The 12,642-nt window shown below is 45.3% G+C and carries 16 protein-coding genes and 1 pseudogene; 6 read left to right on the top strand and 11 right to left on the bottom strand.

Annotated elements, in window-relative coordinates:
• Window positions 1-44 precede the first annotated feature (44 nt).
• The 4 genes from NQS30_RS19915 to cdaS all read right to left on the bottom strand — a co-directional run bounded on the left by NQS30_RS19915 (window position 45) and on the right by cdaS (window position 4,236).
• Window positions 45-635, bottom strand: a complete 591-nt coding sequence (locus NQS30_RS19915; protein WP_012117752.1) for a superoxide dismutase family protein — start codon at window positions 633-635, stop codon at window positions 45-47.
• Between the two features lie 82 nt (window positions 636-717).
• Window positions 718-1,959 (bottom strand): C40 family peptidase, encoded by a 1,242-nt coding sequence (locus NQS30_RS19910; RefSeq protein WP_218791227.1) that lies wholly within the window; start codon window positions 1,957-1,959, stop codon window positions 718-720.
• Window positions 1,960-2,279: 320 nt separating this feature from the next.
• Complete coding sequence (locus NQS30_RS19905) at window positions 2,280-3,491, bottom strand: macrolide family glycosyltransferase (protein WP_218791228.1); 1,212 nt, start codon at window positions 3,489-3,491, stop codon at window positions 2,280-2,282.
• A gap of 118 nt (window positions 3,492-3,609) precedes the next feature.
• A complete protein-coding gene (gene cdaS, locus NQS30_RS19900) occupies window positions 3,610-4,236 on the bottom strand; it encodes a sporulation-specific diadenylate cyclase CdaS (protein ID WP_007407964.1) in 627 nt (208 codons plus the stop codon).
• A 277-nt stretch (window positions 4,237-4,513) separates the two neighbouring features.
• Here cdaS and NQS30_RS19895 point away from each other — a divergent pair, with 277 nt between their 5' ends.
• Both NQS30_RS19895 and NQS30_RS19890 read left to right on the top strand, forming a co-directional pair.
• Window positions 4,514-5,872, top strand: coding sequence for an MATE family efflux transporter (locus NQS30_RS19895; protein ID WP_085342083.1), 1,359 nt, complete (start codon window positions 4,514-4,516; stop codon window positions 5,870-5,872).
• 13 nt (window positions 5,873-5,885) lie between these two features.
• The gene (locus NQS30_RS19890; RefSeq protein WP_124692993.1) at window positions 5,886-6,734 is read left to right on the top strand and encodes an STAS domain-containing protein; all 849 of its coding nucleotides are present in this window, start codon (window positions 5,886-5,888) and stop codon (window positions 6,732-6,734) included.
• 27 nt (window positions 6,735-6,761) lie between these two features.
• On the opposite strand, the gene bshB2 is transcribed toward NQS30_RS19890, so the two are convergent.
• The 4 genes from bshB2 to rarD all read right to left on the bottom strand — a co-directional run bounded on the left by bshB2 (window position 6,762) and on the right by rarD (window position 9,034).
• Window positions 6,762-7,427, bottom strand: a complete 666-nt coding sequence (bshB2, locus tag NQS30_RS19885; protein WP_007407961.1) for a bacillithiol biosynthesis deacetylase BshB2 — start codon at window positions 7,425-7,427, stop codon at window positions 6,762-6,764.
• A gap of 17 nt (window positions 7,428-7,444) precedes the next feature.
• Entirely contained in the window at window positions 7,445-7,795 is a 351-nt protein-coding gene (locus tag NQS30_RS19880) for a YojF family protein (protein ID WP_007611980.1), read from the bottom strand.
• Window positions 7,792-8,070 carry a hypothetical protein gene (locus NQS30_RS19875; protein ID WP_003153742.1) on the bottom strand — a complete coding sequence of 93 codons (279 nt, stop codon included), beginning with the start codon at window positions 8,068-8,070 and terminating at the stop codon, window positions 7,792-7,794. The genes NQS30_RS19880 and NQS30_RS19875 overlap by 4 nt, the downstream gene beginning before the upstream one ends.
• 67 nt (window positions 8,071-8,137) lie before the next feature.
• The gene (rarD, locus tag NQS30_RS19870; protein ID WP_012117756.1) at window positions 8,138-9,034 is read right to left on the bottom strand and encodes an EamA family transporter RarD; all 897 of its coding nucleotides are present in this window, start codon (window positions 9,032-9,034) and stop codon (window positions 8,138-8,140) included.
• A gap of 97 nt (window positions 9,035-9,131) precedes the next feature.
• Here rarD and NQS30_RS19865 point away from each other — a divergent pair, with 97 nt between their 5' ends.
• Window positions 9,132-9,596: a hypothetical protein gene (locus tag NQS30_RS19865; protein WP_012117757.1), complete on the top strand. Its 465-nt coding sequence runs from the start codon at window positions 9,132-9,134 to the stop codon at window positions 9,594-9,596.
• A 34-nt stretch (window positions 9,597-9,630) separates the two neighbouring features.
• On the opposite strand, the gene NQS30_RS19860 is transcribed toward NQS30_RS19865, so the two are convergent.
• Window positions 9,631-9,870 (bottom strand): hypothetical protein, encoded by a 240-nt coding sequence (locus tag NQS30_RS19860; RefSeq protein ID WP_003153736.1) that lies wholly within the window; start codon window positions 9,868-9,870, stop codon window positions 9,631-9,633.
• A gap of 202 nt (window positions 9,871-10,072) precedes the next feature.
• Here NQS30_RS19860 and NQS30_RS19855 point away from each other — a divergent pair, with 202 nt between their 5' ends.
• Together NQS30_RS19855 and NQS30_RS19850 are read left to right on the top strand one after the other, a co-directional pair.
• Window positions 10,073-10,462: a tautomerase family protein gene (locus NQS30_RS19855; protein ID WP_015240015.1), complete on the top strand. Its 390-nt coding sequence runs from the start codon at window positions 10,073-10,075 to the stop codon at window positions 10,460-10,462.
• A gap of 62 nt (window positions 10,463-10,524) precedes the next feature.
• Window positions 10,525-10,877 (top strand): annotated as a pseudogene (locus NQS30_RS19850) (hypothetical protein).
• Between the two features lie 39 nt (window positions 10,878-10,916).
• On the opposite strand, the gene yodB reads toward NQS30_RS19850, so the two are convergent.
• On the bottom strand, window positions 10,917-11,258 hold the full coding sequence (gene yodB, locus NQS30_RS19845; RefSeq protein WP_012117759.1) for a transcriptional regulator YodB: 342 nt from the start codon (window positions 11,256-11,258) through the stop codon (window positions 10,917-10,919).
• 129 nt (window positions 11,259-11,387) lie between these two features.
• Between yodB and NQS30_RS19840 the strand changes: the two genes are divergently transcribed.
• Window positions 11,388-11,996 carry a nitroreductase family protein gene (locus NQS30_RS19840; RefSeq protein ID WP_003153727.1) on the top strand — a complete coding sequence of 203 codons (609 nt, stop codon included), beginning with the start codon at window positions 11,388-11,390 and terminating at the stop codon, window positions 11,994-11,996.
• Between the two features lie 43 nt (window positions 11,997-12,039).
• On the opposite strand, the gene NQS30_RS19835 is transcribed toward NQS30_RS19840, so the two are convergent.
• Window positions 12,040-12,642 (bottom strand): alpha/beta hydrolase, encoded by a 603-nt coding sequence (locus tag NQS30_RS19835; protein WP_025284864.1) that lies wholly within the window; start codon window positions 12,640-12,642, stop codon window positions 12,040-12,042.

Below are 12,642 nucleotides of genomic sequence, written 5' to 3'. Positions count from 1 at the left end.
CCGAGTATACTAAAAAAGCCCTTGTATACTCAATACAAAAGGGCTCATTCCCTGCGGGCGCTTTTTGTCAGGGGAGCGCAGGCGATTCTGGCTCCGGAATTTCCGCTCGGGTTTGTCAAATAATCGTCCGTATGTTCATGAATGACGAACGCGCTTCCGTCCCGGTCGAGCAGGCTGAGTCTGCTCCCTTCTTTTAATGAAGTTTGCGGCGCGTTCATAATGACATCCACTTTACCATCAGCCCCCACTTCAAGATTGGGGAGATCCCCGGCGTGATGACCCATCGGATTGTTGAAGCCGTGTTCTTTGTTCAAAGGGTTGAACGGACCGCCGGCTGATTCGAAATCAGGTGCCTGACATGTCCCTTTTTCATAAATATGAAACCCGAGAGAAGTGCCGGGCGGCAGATGCCCCGCTGATATATGAATGTCTGACCCTTCATCATCAGATTCCCTCACTTCGATATATCCGATCGTTTTTCCGTTTTGATTGATGAGTCCGGCATGCTCACGGTATGCAGATGCTTCCAATGCGCGGCTTTCCCCATGTTTTTTGGGCGGAACAGGAGCGGGTCTCCCCCCGCAGCCGCAAAGCGTAATTGATACGAGCATGAGAAAAAGCAAGAGACGATTCATGCTTCCTCCCCCTTATTTTTTTACCCATCAGTCTTGTCAAAACGTGAAAATGGTAAACAAAAAAAGCCCCGAAAGGCTTTTTTTAAAAATAACTGCGCGCTCCTAAATAAGCTTTTTTCCAATACGGATTGCTTAAGTTTGAAACTTCAACCCCGGAGGAGCTTGCGTGAATAAAATCTCCTCCGCCTAAATACATCCCCATATGAGAAGGGCCCGCTTTATATGTCGTAAAGAAGACAAAGTCGCCTGCTGACGGCTGGCTGATATGTTTCATCGTATTCCAATATCCGGCCGTGCTCAGACGGGAAACAGAGCTTACCTTATTTAAAAGGTAATAGATGTAACCGCTGCAATCGAAGCCCGCAGGCGTATTGCCTCCCCAGCGGTAAGGCACGCCGACATGTTTTTTCGCCTCGCCTATCATTCTGTCAATCTTTGACCCTGTCACCGGAGGTTCGGGAGTATTCGGCTTGTTTGGTTTTGCCGGTTTGTTATCCGGATGCCGCACAGGATCTTCTGTTTTTCCCGTTCCGTTAATCACCAGAACTTGTCCGATTTGAAGCACATCAGTTGTCAATTTATTTTTTTCTCTGATGAGCTGAGCGGTGATGCCGAACCGATTAGCAATTTTCCAGAGGGAATCGCCTGCTTTTACTTTGTAAGTGGATGGCTTCTCAGAAGGGTTTGAATGAGATGGCGGTGTTGTGCCGCTGTTTCCGTTATGTGAAGAACCTTTGATCTTTAACACTTGATTCGGATACAGCATGTCTGATGTTAATTGATTCAGCTTTTTCAGTTCGGCGATGGTGATCCCGGTTTGATTGGCGATTTTCCACAGCGAGTCACCCGGCTTCACAGTGTAAGTCCCTGATGCGCCTTTATCAGGCTTTGTCTGTCTGCCGCCTCCGTCCGTGCCGCCGGCAGACCCTTTAATTTTCAGTTTCTGGCCCGGATAGATGACATCTGAACTCAAACGGTTCAAGCTTCTCAGCTCAGAAACGCTCATTTTGTATTTTTTTGCGATCACCCATAATGAGTCTCCGTATGTAACTGTGTAGGCACCCGTGCTTCGTTTTCCCTTTTGCCCCGTTTTATGTGTGCCGCTGCCGTCGGGAATGTGCAGCCGCTGTCCTGGGTGGAGTATCGTTGATTTCAGTTTATTTTCCGCCTGCAGGGCTGAAATACTTGTATGATATTGCCGGGAAAGCTTCCAAAGAGAGTCGCCGCTTTTTACTTGAATGGTTTTTGCTTCAGCGGGATGCACGGCGAAGGTTGAAGTCATTACTGCAGATACAGCCAGTCCGGCTGCGATTTTTTTCTTCATATAACGAAAAACCTCCTATTTATCATTGCTGAAAGGGACGTTCCTTTTCTTTGGACGCCGCCTGTTATGCAGGATTCATTCAGAAGTCGACATTAATTCCGATTCATTTGGCCTTAGATCTTCACCAATGCCACACATTTTACATAAATTGAGAACATTTCACAAAAGACTTTGGAATCATTTTCATAACATGGCTTTTTTCCGCGACATTCCACCTTTCTTGTCTGTTTTTCATACAATTCTCTTTACGGCGTGAAAAATCCTCCCGAAAAACAATCAAAAAAAGCCCGCTTCCTTTAAAGGAAGCGGGTGAGGGCTGATTACAGAACCCGGGTCTCGGCAGTTTTCACGTCTTCTGCTATCAATTCCGCTGCACGCTGTGCTCCGCCGGCCGCTTTCAGGGATTCTCCGATTTCAGAAGCTTTTGTCTGATATTCAGGATTTTCGCTCAATTCTTTTATTGCTTCAGTAAGCAGTTCCGCTGTTACATCTTCTTTTTTAAACATTTTGCCCGCGCCCGTGTTTTCCACTTGGCTTCCGACGGCGAACTGATCTGCGCCCATCGGAATGACGATCATCGGGGTTTTGTAGTAAAGCCCTTCGCTCGTACTGTTCATTCCGCCGTGAGTGATAAATAAGTCCGCTCTCTTCAGGATCTCAAGCTGCGGAACATAAGGCTTGACAATGACATTCTCAGGAATTTCATCAAGCTCCGCCGGATCAAGATGTTTGCCGATTGACATGACGGCTTTTCCGTTAAAGTTTCTGACCGCTTTTAAGCATTTATTAAACAATTCCTTCTGATTGTTAAAAATCGTACCCATGGAAATAAACAGGACTTTTTCTCCTTCAAGCTGTTCAAACGGGAAATCTTGAGCCGCCGCCCTTTCGGTTATGGACGGACCGACAAAGAGATAAGAATCGCCAAACTCTTCTTCTTTCGGCTGAAACGCTCTTGAAGTAAATACGATGGTTTTTCTGCCGGCATTTGAGAAAATATCATACGGCGTTTTAATGTCTGCGCTGAATTCTTCATTGAGCCGGCTGACCGCTTCGGTATAAGCCGGATAATGAGATGATTCCTCTGATACAAGGTTTGTATTTGAAAACACTTCTTTAATAAATGCTTCATTCATTGCAAATGTCGTACAAAGTGAATATGCCGGCAGTTTCAGCTGGTTTCTCACGAGCCTTCCTGCCAGAAAATGATGATCATACAGGATGTAGTCGTAGGATTCATCTTTTACTTCCTCAAGAATACGGAGTGCGGCTTTTTTGGAAGTCTCAATCATTAATAGCAAAAACTCGGTAGCGTCCCGCTGTTCATCACCCGTTGCGTTTTTTCCGAATTCATCTTTACGGAAATCTTCATATTCACGGAATTCCGCTCCGCTTGACGCGATTTTGTTCTCATATTCCTTCACGCCGTAATATACGACATGTTCCCCTTTTGCCTTCAGTTCTTTTACGACGCCTAAAGACGGATTGATATGCCCTTCTCCCGGAAAGCCGATCATCAATACATTTGCCATCTTTCCACTCCCTATTCTTTTAAATTTTATGTATATTTAAACGATAACATCAATACAGAAAAAGGTAAAGATGTTCACCTTATTAATATTAAATGGGTACAATATTCCCATTTTCTTATTATTTCGTATGAAGCGCCCGCGGCGAAACAAGCGGATACAGTCCGCCGTCTTTAGCAAAGGACATTTTTCCCGTTTCTTCTGAAACAACGAGCACGAGTGCATCAGTCACGGCCGAAAGTCCCATTGCGGCCCTGTGGCGCGTCCCGTATTTGAGATCGACATGTTTTGTTGTGAGCGGAAGCACATTGGCTGCTGATACAACCCGGTTTTCTCTGACCAATACGGCTCCGTCGTGAAGCGGATTGCCGGGATAAAAAATACTCTCAATTAAAGCTGCACTGATCTCGGCATGCAGGCTGGTCCCTTTTTGTATCATTCCGTCCAGCGGATCTGCACGTTCAATCACAATCAGCGCTCCGTGTTTTTCTTCCGCCAGATGCTGCACGGCCCTCGCCAGCTCTGTATAGGAAGGCGTAAAATGTTCGATATATGACTGCAGGTAAAACGACGAAGCGACAGCCTGCATTTCCTGAAACGTATGTCCCAGTTCATCTAATTCGCAAAGAAGGCATTGGTCTTTTTCATCCAATGTCCGCAGTATCATTCCGGCATCCTCTGTAATTTGTTTCAAATACGTTTGAACCGCAGCGGTAAACGCGCTTTCCGTCATTTGAGTGTGGCGCATGTCACATCAGCTCCTTTCCCTTATTTTCTGCATCACGCGCATGGATATGCGCCGCTGTGTGCACCATAATCATGAAAGGAGGCGCACATCATATGGAATTCGCACGGCTGATGCAATATATCTGCACCTTTTTAGGGGTCATTTCACTTTCATTCATTTATGCCAAGATGTTTAAAAAGCCGAAACCGGACAAAAAAGAGTAGGCCGGCTTTCATTGCTTTTTATACATAAAATGTTATAATTTCTCTCGTTAAAATAAAGAAACGGGGAACCTAACTTGAGAGAAACGAACACGATCGGCCAAAAGGTCAGACAGCTGTTACATATCTTCATTCCGATTTTAATCACACAGGCGGGCCTTTCCCTGATCACCTTTTTGGATACGGTGATGTCAGGGAAAGTGAGCGCTGCCGATTTAGCCGGGGTTGCAATTGGTTCAAGCCTGTGGACGCCGGTTTATACGGGCCTGGCAGGAATATTAATGGCCGTTACGCCCGTTGTTTCGCAGCTGTTTGGAGCCGGCAGACAAAAGGAAGTGCCGTTTTCCGTCATCCAGGCCGTTTATGTAGCGGCCGTTCTCAGTGCGGCGGTTATCCTGATCGGCTTTTTCACCGTTGATATGATCTTGGGACATTTGGGCCTGGAACCTCGTGTCCGGACGATCGCCAAACACTTTTTAGGATTTTTATCCCTCGGTATTTTTCCTTTGTTTGTGTACACCGTTTTGCGCTCGTTTATTGATGCACTCGGCAAAACGCGAGTCACTATGCTTATTACGCTTTGCTCATTGCCTATTAATTTTGTTTTAAATTATGTATTTATTTTCGGGAAATTCAACATGCCGGCATTGGGAGGAGTCGGGGCGGGGCTCGCTTCCGCCCTGACTTACTGGTGTATTTGCGCCATCAGCTTTTTTATCGTCTGCAGATTTGAGCCGTTTGCCGGGTACTCTGTATTTCGGAAACTGTACCGTTTTTCTCCGTCTGAATGCAGAAAGCTTTTGAAAATCGGATTGCCTATCGGTTTTGCGGTATTTTTTGAAACGAGCATTTTTGCGGCTGTCACACTGCTTATGAGCCATTTTCAGACGGTGACGATTGCAGCCCACCAAGCGGCAATGAATTTTGCTTCCCTCTTGTATATGCTGCCGCTCAGCGTATCCATGGCCATGACCATTTTGGTCGGCTTTGAAGCAGGCGCAAATCGCTATAGGGATGCCCGCTCATACAGCTATATCGGGATCGTGATGGCGCTTAGTTTTTCTTTATGCACGGCGGCTTTCATTTTGCTGTTCAGACCGCAAATCGCCGGAATGTATACATCCGATCCGGCTGTGCTCATGTTGACACAGCACTTTTTAATCTATGCGCTGTTTTTCCAGCTTTCTGATGCCGTAGCAGCTCCGATACAAGGCGCTCTGAGAGGATATAAGGATGTCAACTATACACTCGGCGCGGCTTTTGTGTCGTATTGGATTATCGGGCTTCCGGTCGGTTACGCAGTCGGCACTTATACGGGCCTCGGGGCATTCGGCTACTGGATCGGGTTAATTGCAGGACTTGCCGCAGGAGCTGTCGGTTTATTCTTCAGACTGATGAAACTGCAAAAGCATTATGTGAAAAAAATGATTTCATAAAGGAGGAGCAGCAATGCCAAAACATAAACTGCTGTACGATTATTTAACTGAACGGGCGGAGGACATCAGTCAGACATGGTTTGATACCCTTCATGATACGGATCCTGATTCTGTTTATGCTTCTACTGACCCGGCTGTACTCACGAATCTGAAAAAACAAAATCTGGCGTTTAATTATCAGCTCAATCGGATTTTTTCTGAAGAGAAGGAAGTATATACAGCGGCATTGGAAAAGTGGGCGTTCGAAGCCGCACGGGATGAAGAACATTTAAAAACTCCCATCCATTATATTATTCGCGAGTTTATCAGAGTTCGTGATTTGTATGTCGGCCATGTCAAGCAGTTTACCAGACTTCATTCAGACACCGTGACAGAAGAAGATGCCGAAAATATATTCCATACGCTGATTAAATCTTTTGATGTGGTGATTCATATTTTCATAGAGGAAATGTATAAAAACACAAACATTCAGCTTGAAGCGCAAAAAGAATTGATCACCGAGCTGAGCTCGCCGGTAATTGTGCTTTTTGATCATGTCGGACTGCTGCCGCTGATAGGGGATATTGACACGGCAAGAGCCAAAATGATTTTAGAGAATACGCTGCACCAGTGTTCAGAGAAGCGCATCACGCAGCTGTACATTGATTTATCGGGCGTAGCCATGATTGATACGATGGTTGCCCAACAGCTTTTCACCTTAATTGAATCACTCGGAATGCTCGGCGTGAAAGCGACATTATCCGGAATCCGTCCTGAAATCGCCCAAACCGCAGTGCAGCTGGGACTGAGTTTTTCAAATTTATCAATAAGGTCTTCGCTTGCAGAAGCGATCGCTTCCGATCTGACACAAAAAAAGGGATAAGGCATTTCAGCCTTATCCCTTTTTTTATCAGTCTTTCCACGGATATGTCCAATACACTTCTTCTTCAAACCATGTCTGAAGAACCGGCTCGTTATTTTTTATTTTTTCTTCCAGCTCTCTCAGCATGCCTTCCGTTTGGGTGCGGTGCGCTTTTAAGGCATTCATTTTAATATCGGCAACCTCTTTAATATCAAGAATAACATCAGGCTTGCCGACGGCTTCCTCCCTGTTGCGGGTGATTGCCATGCAAAGCGTGCGCGGGCGGTCCTCTTTTTTCTTTCTGTAAAGCGCTCTGATAACCGCTTCGCCGCATGCATCATGATCCGGATGGACGCCGTGCTCCGGATAGAATGTGACAATCAGACTCGGTTTTACATCGTCGATAATCTCTTCCATCATATCAGCGAGCCACTCGTCATCTTCAAATTCAAGTGTTTTATCACGAAGCCCGAGCATTCTCAGGTCAGTAACGTCCATTGCTTTGCATGCGTCGATCAGCTCTTGTTTTCTTAACAGCGGCAGTGTTTCACGGTTCGCGAAAAAAGGATCTCCCATGTTCCGGCCCATTTCGCCAAGCGTTGCGCATGCATACGTAACGGGAATATCTTTTTGTCTGTGTAAAGCAATCAGCCCTGCCACTCCGTATGATTCATCATCAGGGTGAGGCAGGATGACGAGTACATGTTCTTTCATGATTTTCACCCTTTTCTTTAAACTGTAAACGGCTTTTCGCTGATTTGAAGCGAAATCGCCAATTTTCCGCCCGGCAGATGCCCTGCCATTAACAGACGGTCTTCGTCATCTACTGTATACTCAGTCAGACCTTCTGCGTAAATCCAGCCCTCTTCTGTTTTCAAACCGACGCGGTACGGGCCGTTTCCTTTGATTTTCGCCTGATGGTACGTCACTTTTGCATTGCGTATATAGGCTACAACCGTCATGTTTTTCTCATTCAGATGCGCTGAATAAGAACCGGTCGTTGTTTCCAAATGGATATATACAGGACGATCGGCATATCGCTCTAAAGAAGTTTGCACATCTTCTTTTATGATCGCTTTCATAGCTGCTCCCCTCTTTCTTCTTTTAAAAATTGCAAACGCTTCGTATGTAGTTCAACCAATTCATATTTCTCAATCGGCCGCAGCCGGGAATCTACAATTCGCTGCACCGCCAGAGCAAACTTTTCCTCGGGTGACTTCCGGAGCCTCGGATGTGTTCTTTGATCAAGCAATTCAAGATCAATTGCCTTCTCCGCTTCTTCAAGAGTTGAAGCCGGGAGAGTGCGGTTATTCCACAGTGCCTGATAGGCTTTTGCTATGTCTTTATCAGTGCCCATTGTACAGCTCCTTTACATACTCGTAATGATTATACATAATTTAAGCTATCGCTGGAAAGCGAAAGGCTTAGCGGCTTTTTATCGGCCGCTTCCATTTTATCTGTGAAAAGGTAAACAAAAGCAATGCTGCCCATATACAAATGAAGGTAAACGCTTTTTGCCCGGAAAACGGTTCATGATACACAAATACGCCGAGCATAAGGGTAATGGTCGGCGCTATATATTGCAAAATGCCGACTTGATACAGCGGCAGACGCTTTGCCCCCTCTGCAAACAGCAACAGCGGCAGGGCCGTAAATACGCCTGCGAAAAATAGGAGCGCCCATGTTCCTGCCCCCAAGGACCCGGAAGTGCTCCCGTCAGCTGTATATCCTAAATAAATAAGTGCAGCCGGGGTAATCAAAAGCGTCTCCAGCGTCAGTCCGATCGTGCTGGACATGCGGGTTCTTTTTTTACATAAGCCGTACAGGCCGAAGCTGAATGCAAGCAGCAATGCGATATAAGGAACCGCGCCATATTGAAACGCAGATATGATCACGGCCGCCCCGGCAATAGAAACGGCTGCTGTTTGCATCTTGTTAAGCTTTTCTTTTAAGAATAGGATGCCCAAAAGAACGGAAACGAGCGGATTAATGTAGTACCCGAGACTTGCTTCAAGCAAAAAGCCGTGATTGACGGCCCATATGTACACAAACCAATTAACGGAAATTAAAACGGAAGCGAAAAAAAGCGCCAGCAGGCCCCCTTCCGATTTCAAAAGACGCAGTTCACGCCATCCGGTTTTCCACTTCTTAAGCACAGTTAAAAGCACACACATGAAAACAAATGACCATAAAATCCGGTGAGCTAAAATGTCCAATGCGGGTATTTGTTCAAGAAGTTTCCAGTAGACCGGAAACAGCCCCCACATGGCGAAAGAACAAGCGGTATAAATGATTCCTTTTCTTGCGTTATTCCCTTGCACGGCCTTCCCCTTCCTTTCTGTAAACAGATTATATTATATCACGGGAAGCTTCCGGCGGGCATATACTATGTTGTCCGTTAAGAAAGGGTGAGATGCCGTGTTTGATTGGAACAAATATTTTCCCTTCCAAAATCAGTTCTCTAAAGAAACGTTTAAAAATGCTGATCCGAAAGATGTCGAGACATATGTCAACCGAGTGATGGAAAGCGTATTCGGCGCCGGTTATGCCGGACAGTTCCCTTTTCGCGATCCCATGTCCAAAAATGCCGAGCCGGTCGAAGCGGAACCGCCCAAGCCGGAAATTGACCTGTTTGAAACATCCGATCATGTTTTTGCGAAAATTCCCGCCGAACAAGAGGAACTCGACCGTATCAGGATTAAGCATACGTCACACAGCCTCGTTGTAGAGAACAGCAGTCTGGGAGAAGGAAAAAAAGAAATCGTCCTTCCGAGCCTCGTCAAACGGAAAGGAACAAAAGCAGTCTATAAAGACGGGATGATTGAAGTTATGTTTTCAAAACAGGAAGACTACAATCTATCGGAAGTGGAGATTTTAAGATAAAAAAACGGCCCGCGCAATGCAGGCCGTTTTTTCTTTAATAAAATGGCGGATAACCGCCGGCTCCCGGCCCAAAACCGCCGTATGGGACGCCTCCGTATCCGTAACCGGCGAACCCGTACGGATAGCGGGGTCTTGTGAAACCTGTGGCAATCACGCCTCCGAGAAGACCGCCTAAAAATCCGCCGAATAAAGGAGCGCCGAACAAAAAAGGACTTCTCGCCGGAAATCCGGCAGGACCGAAATTCCCGCGATACAATGCATGACGAGGGTACATGTTTTTCCTCCTTTATGTCTGCCTATTCTTAAGCGTATTCATAAAATGAGGAAATTGATTGGGCGATTGTAACAACATGTGCCTTTCTGTGATATTGCATTAATGTATAAATATTTTGGTTATAATTTGATTACATTTTGATTAACTGTTATACTTTTTTACAAGTTGCGACATGATAAAAAACCATCAGGGGGAATAAAATATGCCATTACTTCGTTTTGACGTTATTGAAGGCCGGGATGACGCAGCATTAAAAAAATTACTGGATACCGCCCATTACGCCATGGTTAAAGCTTTTGACGTCCCTGTAACGGACCGTTATCAGATCGTTCACCAGCATCGGCCTCATGAGCTTATCATTGAAGATACCGGGCTCGGTTTCAAAAGAAGCAAAGATCTTGTCATCATCAGCATTGTCAGCAAAGCGCGCACCGAACATCAAAAAGAAACGTTATATCAACTGATGGCTGATCAGCTTAAAACAGAATGCGGCATATCACCCGAGGACATCATGATTTCCATTACAGAAAACGGGAACGCCGATTGGAGCTTCGGGCTTGGTGAGGCTCAGTTTTTAACCGGGAAACTGTAAAAGGCCTCCCCGCTTGTTCTGAATGATTGCAAACTGAATAAAAGAGGGATGTATGTTGGTTAGTGAGTTATATCCTTTTTTGCGGATTTAAAGGATTAGAGACAAATCCCGTTTATAACGGCGAATATTAAAAAACATTGATATTTGCCCCTGCTGCGGGTTTGAATTCGGCTACAGCGAGGACCATGACGTAAGCTTAGGGTTTATTGTAACGCCTGATTATTTAATTGAATCGGCATTTCAGTTATACCGGAAACAGTGGATTGAGGGAGGAATGAAACTATTTTCTCCAAATGATGTCCCGGCGGAATGTAAAAATGATCATTTCCTTACATTCGATGCTCTATTAAAGCAATTAAAAGGCTTGAACCTCAATCTGAACAATTTTGATATTAATGGTTTTTATGACGAGTAAACATTGTCATTAAGAAAAGGCTGCCTTGGGCAGCCTTTGTTATTCATCACATGTGTCGTTGGCAGATCCCCCGGGCTCGCAAAAACTGTCTGCCCATTTTTGCATTTCCTGAAAAACGGCTTGCAGGGCCAAGCCTTTATCAGTCAGTTTATAAATGACTTTGACAGGTGTTTCAGGCAGCACCTGACGCTCGACGATTTCATTTTGTTCCAGCTCTTTGAGCCGCTCCGCGAGCATTTTTTGGCTGATTGTCGGTATCGTTTCGGTCATATCTTTAAATCGTTTCGGCCCGTCCATCAGTACATGGATAATGAGGCCGTTCCAGCGCTTTCCCAAAAGAGAAAAAGCGGATTCCATTTTAGGACACATTGTATATCCCACGTGAGTTCATCCCTTCATCTATGAATTGACAAGTTTTTTGTGATCCATTAAAATTAGTTTTCGAGTTACATTTAGTAAGCTTCTAACTTTTCTATTATGATAACACGTTTATCCGAAGGAGGAAACATGATGACATCCGTATTAGACGTTTTAAAAGAACGCGCATCTGTTAAAGAATACGATAAAGACGCGGTCATTACAAAAGAGGAATTAACAGAACTCCTTGAAATCACAACGCAAGCGCCTTCCGCCTGGAACCTTCAGCATTGGCATTTTCAAGTCTTTCACAGTGATGAAGCAAAAGCTGCCCTGCTTCCGGTTGCTTTTAATCAAAAACAGATTATTGATTCATCAGCAGTTATTGCCGTATTAGGCGATTTAAAAGCAAATGAAAATGGTGAAGACGTTTATGCTGAACTGGCTGAGCAAGGCAATATCACAGAAGAGATTAAACAAACGCTTTTAGGCCAGATTAACGGTGCATACCAAAATGATCAGTTTGCCCGTGATTCAGCATTTTTAAACGCTTCTTTAGCAGCGATGCAGCTGATGCTTGCCGCTAAAGCAAAAGGCTACGACACTTGCGCGATCGGCGGATTCAATAAAGAGCAATTCGTTAAGGAATTCGACGTGAGCGAGCGTTTCGTGCCCGTCATGCTGATTTCAATCGGTAAAGCCGTTAAACCGGCGCATAAAAGCAACCGGCTGCCTGTATCTAAAGTGTCAACTTGGCTGTAAGATGAAAGAAACCCTTAGTCCGCTTAAGCAGACTAAGGGTTTTTTATAGGAATCGCTCACTGTACCAGGTTCGTGCCTGCTCTGCTTCCTGCTGTGTGAGCTGATGACCGCCCTCCTGCCAAACAAGAGAAACGGATGCATGGGCATCTATCAGATACTGATAAAGCTCCTCCGATTCTTCTTTTGTACATAGAGGATCGCGTTTTCCCGCACCGATAAACACAGGCAGCCCTTCCATATCAGGCAGCTTCACTCCGCGTATCGGCACCATCGGATGATGCAGAACCGCTCCTTTCAGTACATCTTTATAATGAAACAAAAGACTTGCTGCAATATTGGCGCCGTTTGAATAGCCGGCAGCAATCACGTTTTCTCTGCTGAATCCGTACATTTGCGCCGCTTCATCAATAAAATTCTTTAATTCTTCCGTCCGTTCAATTAAATCTTTCTCGTCAAATACGCCTTCTTTCAGCCGCTTAAAAAAACGGGGCATGCCGTTTTCCGACACTGATCCTCTGACCCCGAGCAGACTTGCGTTCGGATCGATAAAACGTCCGAGCGACAGAAGATCATGTTCATTTCCTCCCGTTCCGTGCAAAAGCAGCAGAACATTTTCTGACGTCCCCTGTTCAAACACATGTTTCAT

The organism is Bacillus sp. B1(2022) (assembly GCF_040259625.1).
GTDB lineage: Bacteria > Bacillota > Bacilli > Bacillales > Bacillaceae > Bacillus > Bacillus velezensis.
Note: the sequence above shows the minus strand (reverse complement) of the source record. Positions and strands in the feature narration are given on the sequence as shown.

Excerpts from the sequence above, each read along its gene's own strand:
- NQS30_RS19915 (WP_012117752.1), bottom strand. The coding sequence starts at position 635 with ATGAATCGTCTCTTGCTTTTTCTCATGCTCGTATCAATTACGCTTTGC.
- NQS30_RS19840 (WP_003153727.1), top strand. The coding sequence starts at position 11,388 with ATGACATCCGTATTAGACGTTTTAAAAGAACGCGCATCTGTTAAAGAA.
- bshB2 (WP_007407961.1), bottom strand. The coding sequence starts at position 7,427 with ATGAAAGAACATGTACTCGTCATCCTGCCTCACCCTGATGATGAATCA.
- NQS30_RS19875 (WP_003153742.1), bottom strand. The coding sequence starts at position 8,070 with ATGGGCACTGATAAAGACATAGCAAAAGCCTATCAGGCACTGTGGAAT.
- NQS30_RS19890 (WP_124692993.1), top strand. The coding sequence starts at position 5,886 with ATGCCAAAACATAAACTGCTGTACGATTATTTAACTGAACGGGCGGAG.
- NQS30_RS19880 (WP_007611980.1), bottom strand. The coding sequence starts at position 7,795 with ATGAAAGCGATCATAAAAGAAGATGTGCAAACTTCTTTAGAGCGATAT.
- NQS30_RS19835 (WP_025284864.1), bottom strand. The coding sequence starts at position 12,642 with ATGAAACATGTGTTTGAACAGGGGACGTCAGAAAATGTTCTGCTGCTT.
- NQS30_RS19910 (WP_218791227.1), bottom strand. The coding sequence starts at position 1,959 with ATGAAGAAAAAAATCGCAGCCGGACTGGCTGTATCTGCAGTAATGACT.
- NQS30_RS19860 (WP_003153736.1), bottom strand. The coding sequence starts at position 9,870 with ATGTACCCTCGTCATGCATTGTATCGCGGGAATTTCGGTCCTGCCGGA.
- NQS30_RS19855 (WP_015240015.1), top strand. The coding sequence starts at position 10,073 with ATGCCATTACTTCGTTTTGACGTTATTGAAGGCCGGGATGACGCAGCA.
- NQS30_RS19905 (WP_218791228.1), bottom strand. The coding sequence starts at position 3,491 with ATGGCAAATGTATTGATGATCGGCTTTCCGGGAGAAGGGCATATCAAT.
- cdaS (WP_007407964.1), bottom strand. The coding sequence starts at position 4,236 with ATGCGCCACACTCAAATGACGGAAAGCGCGTTTACCGCTGCGGTTCAA.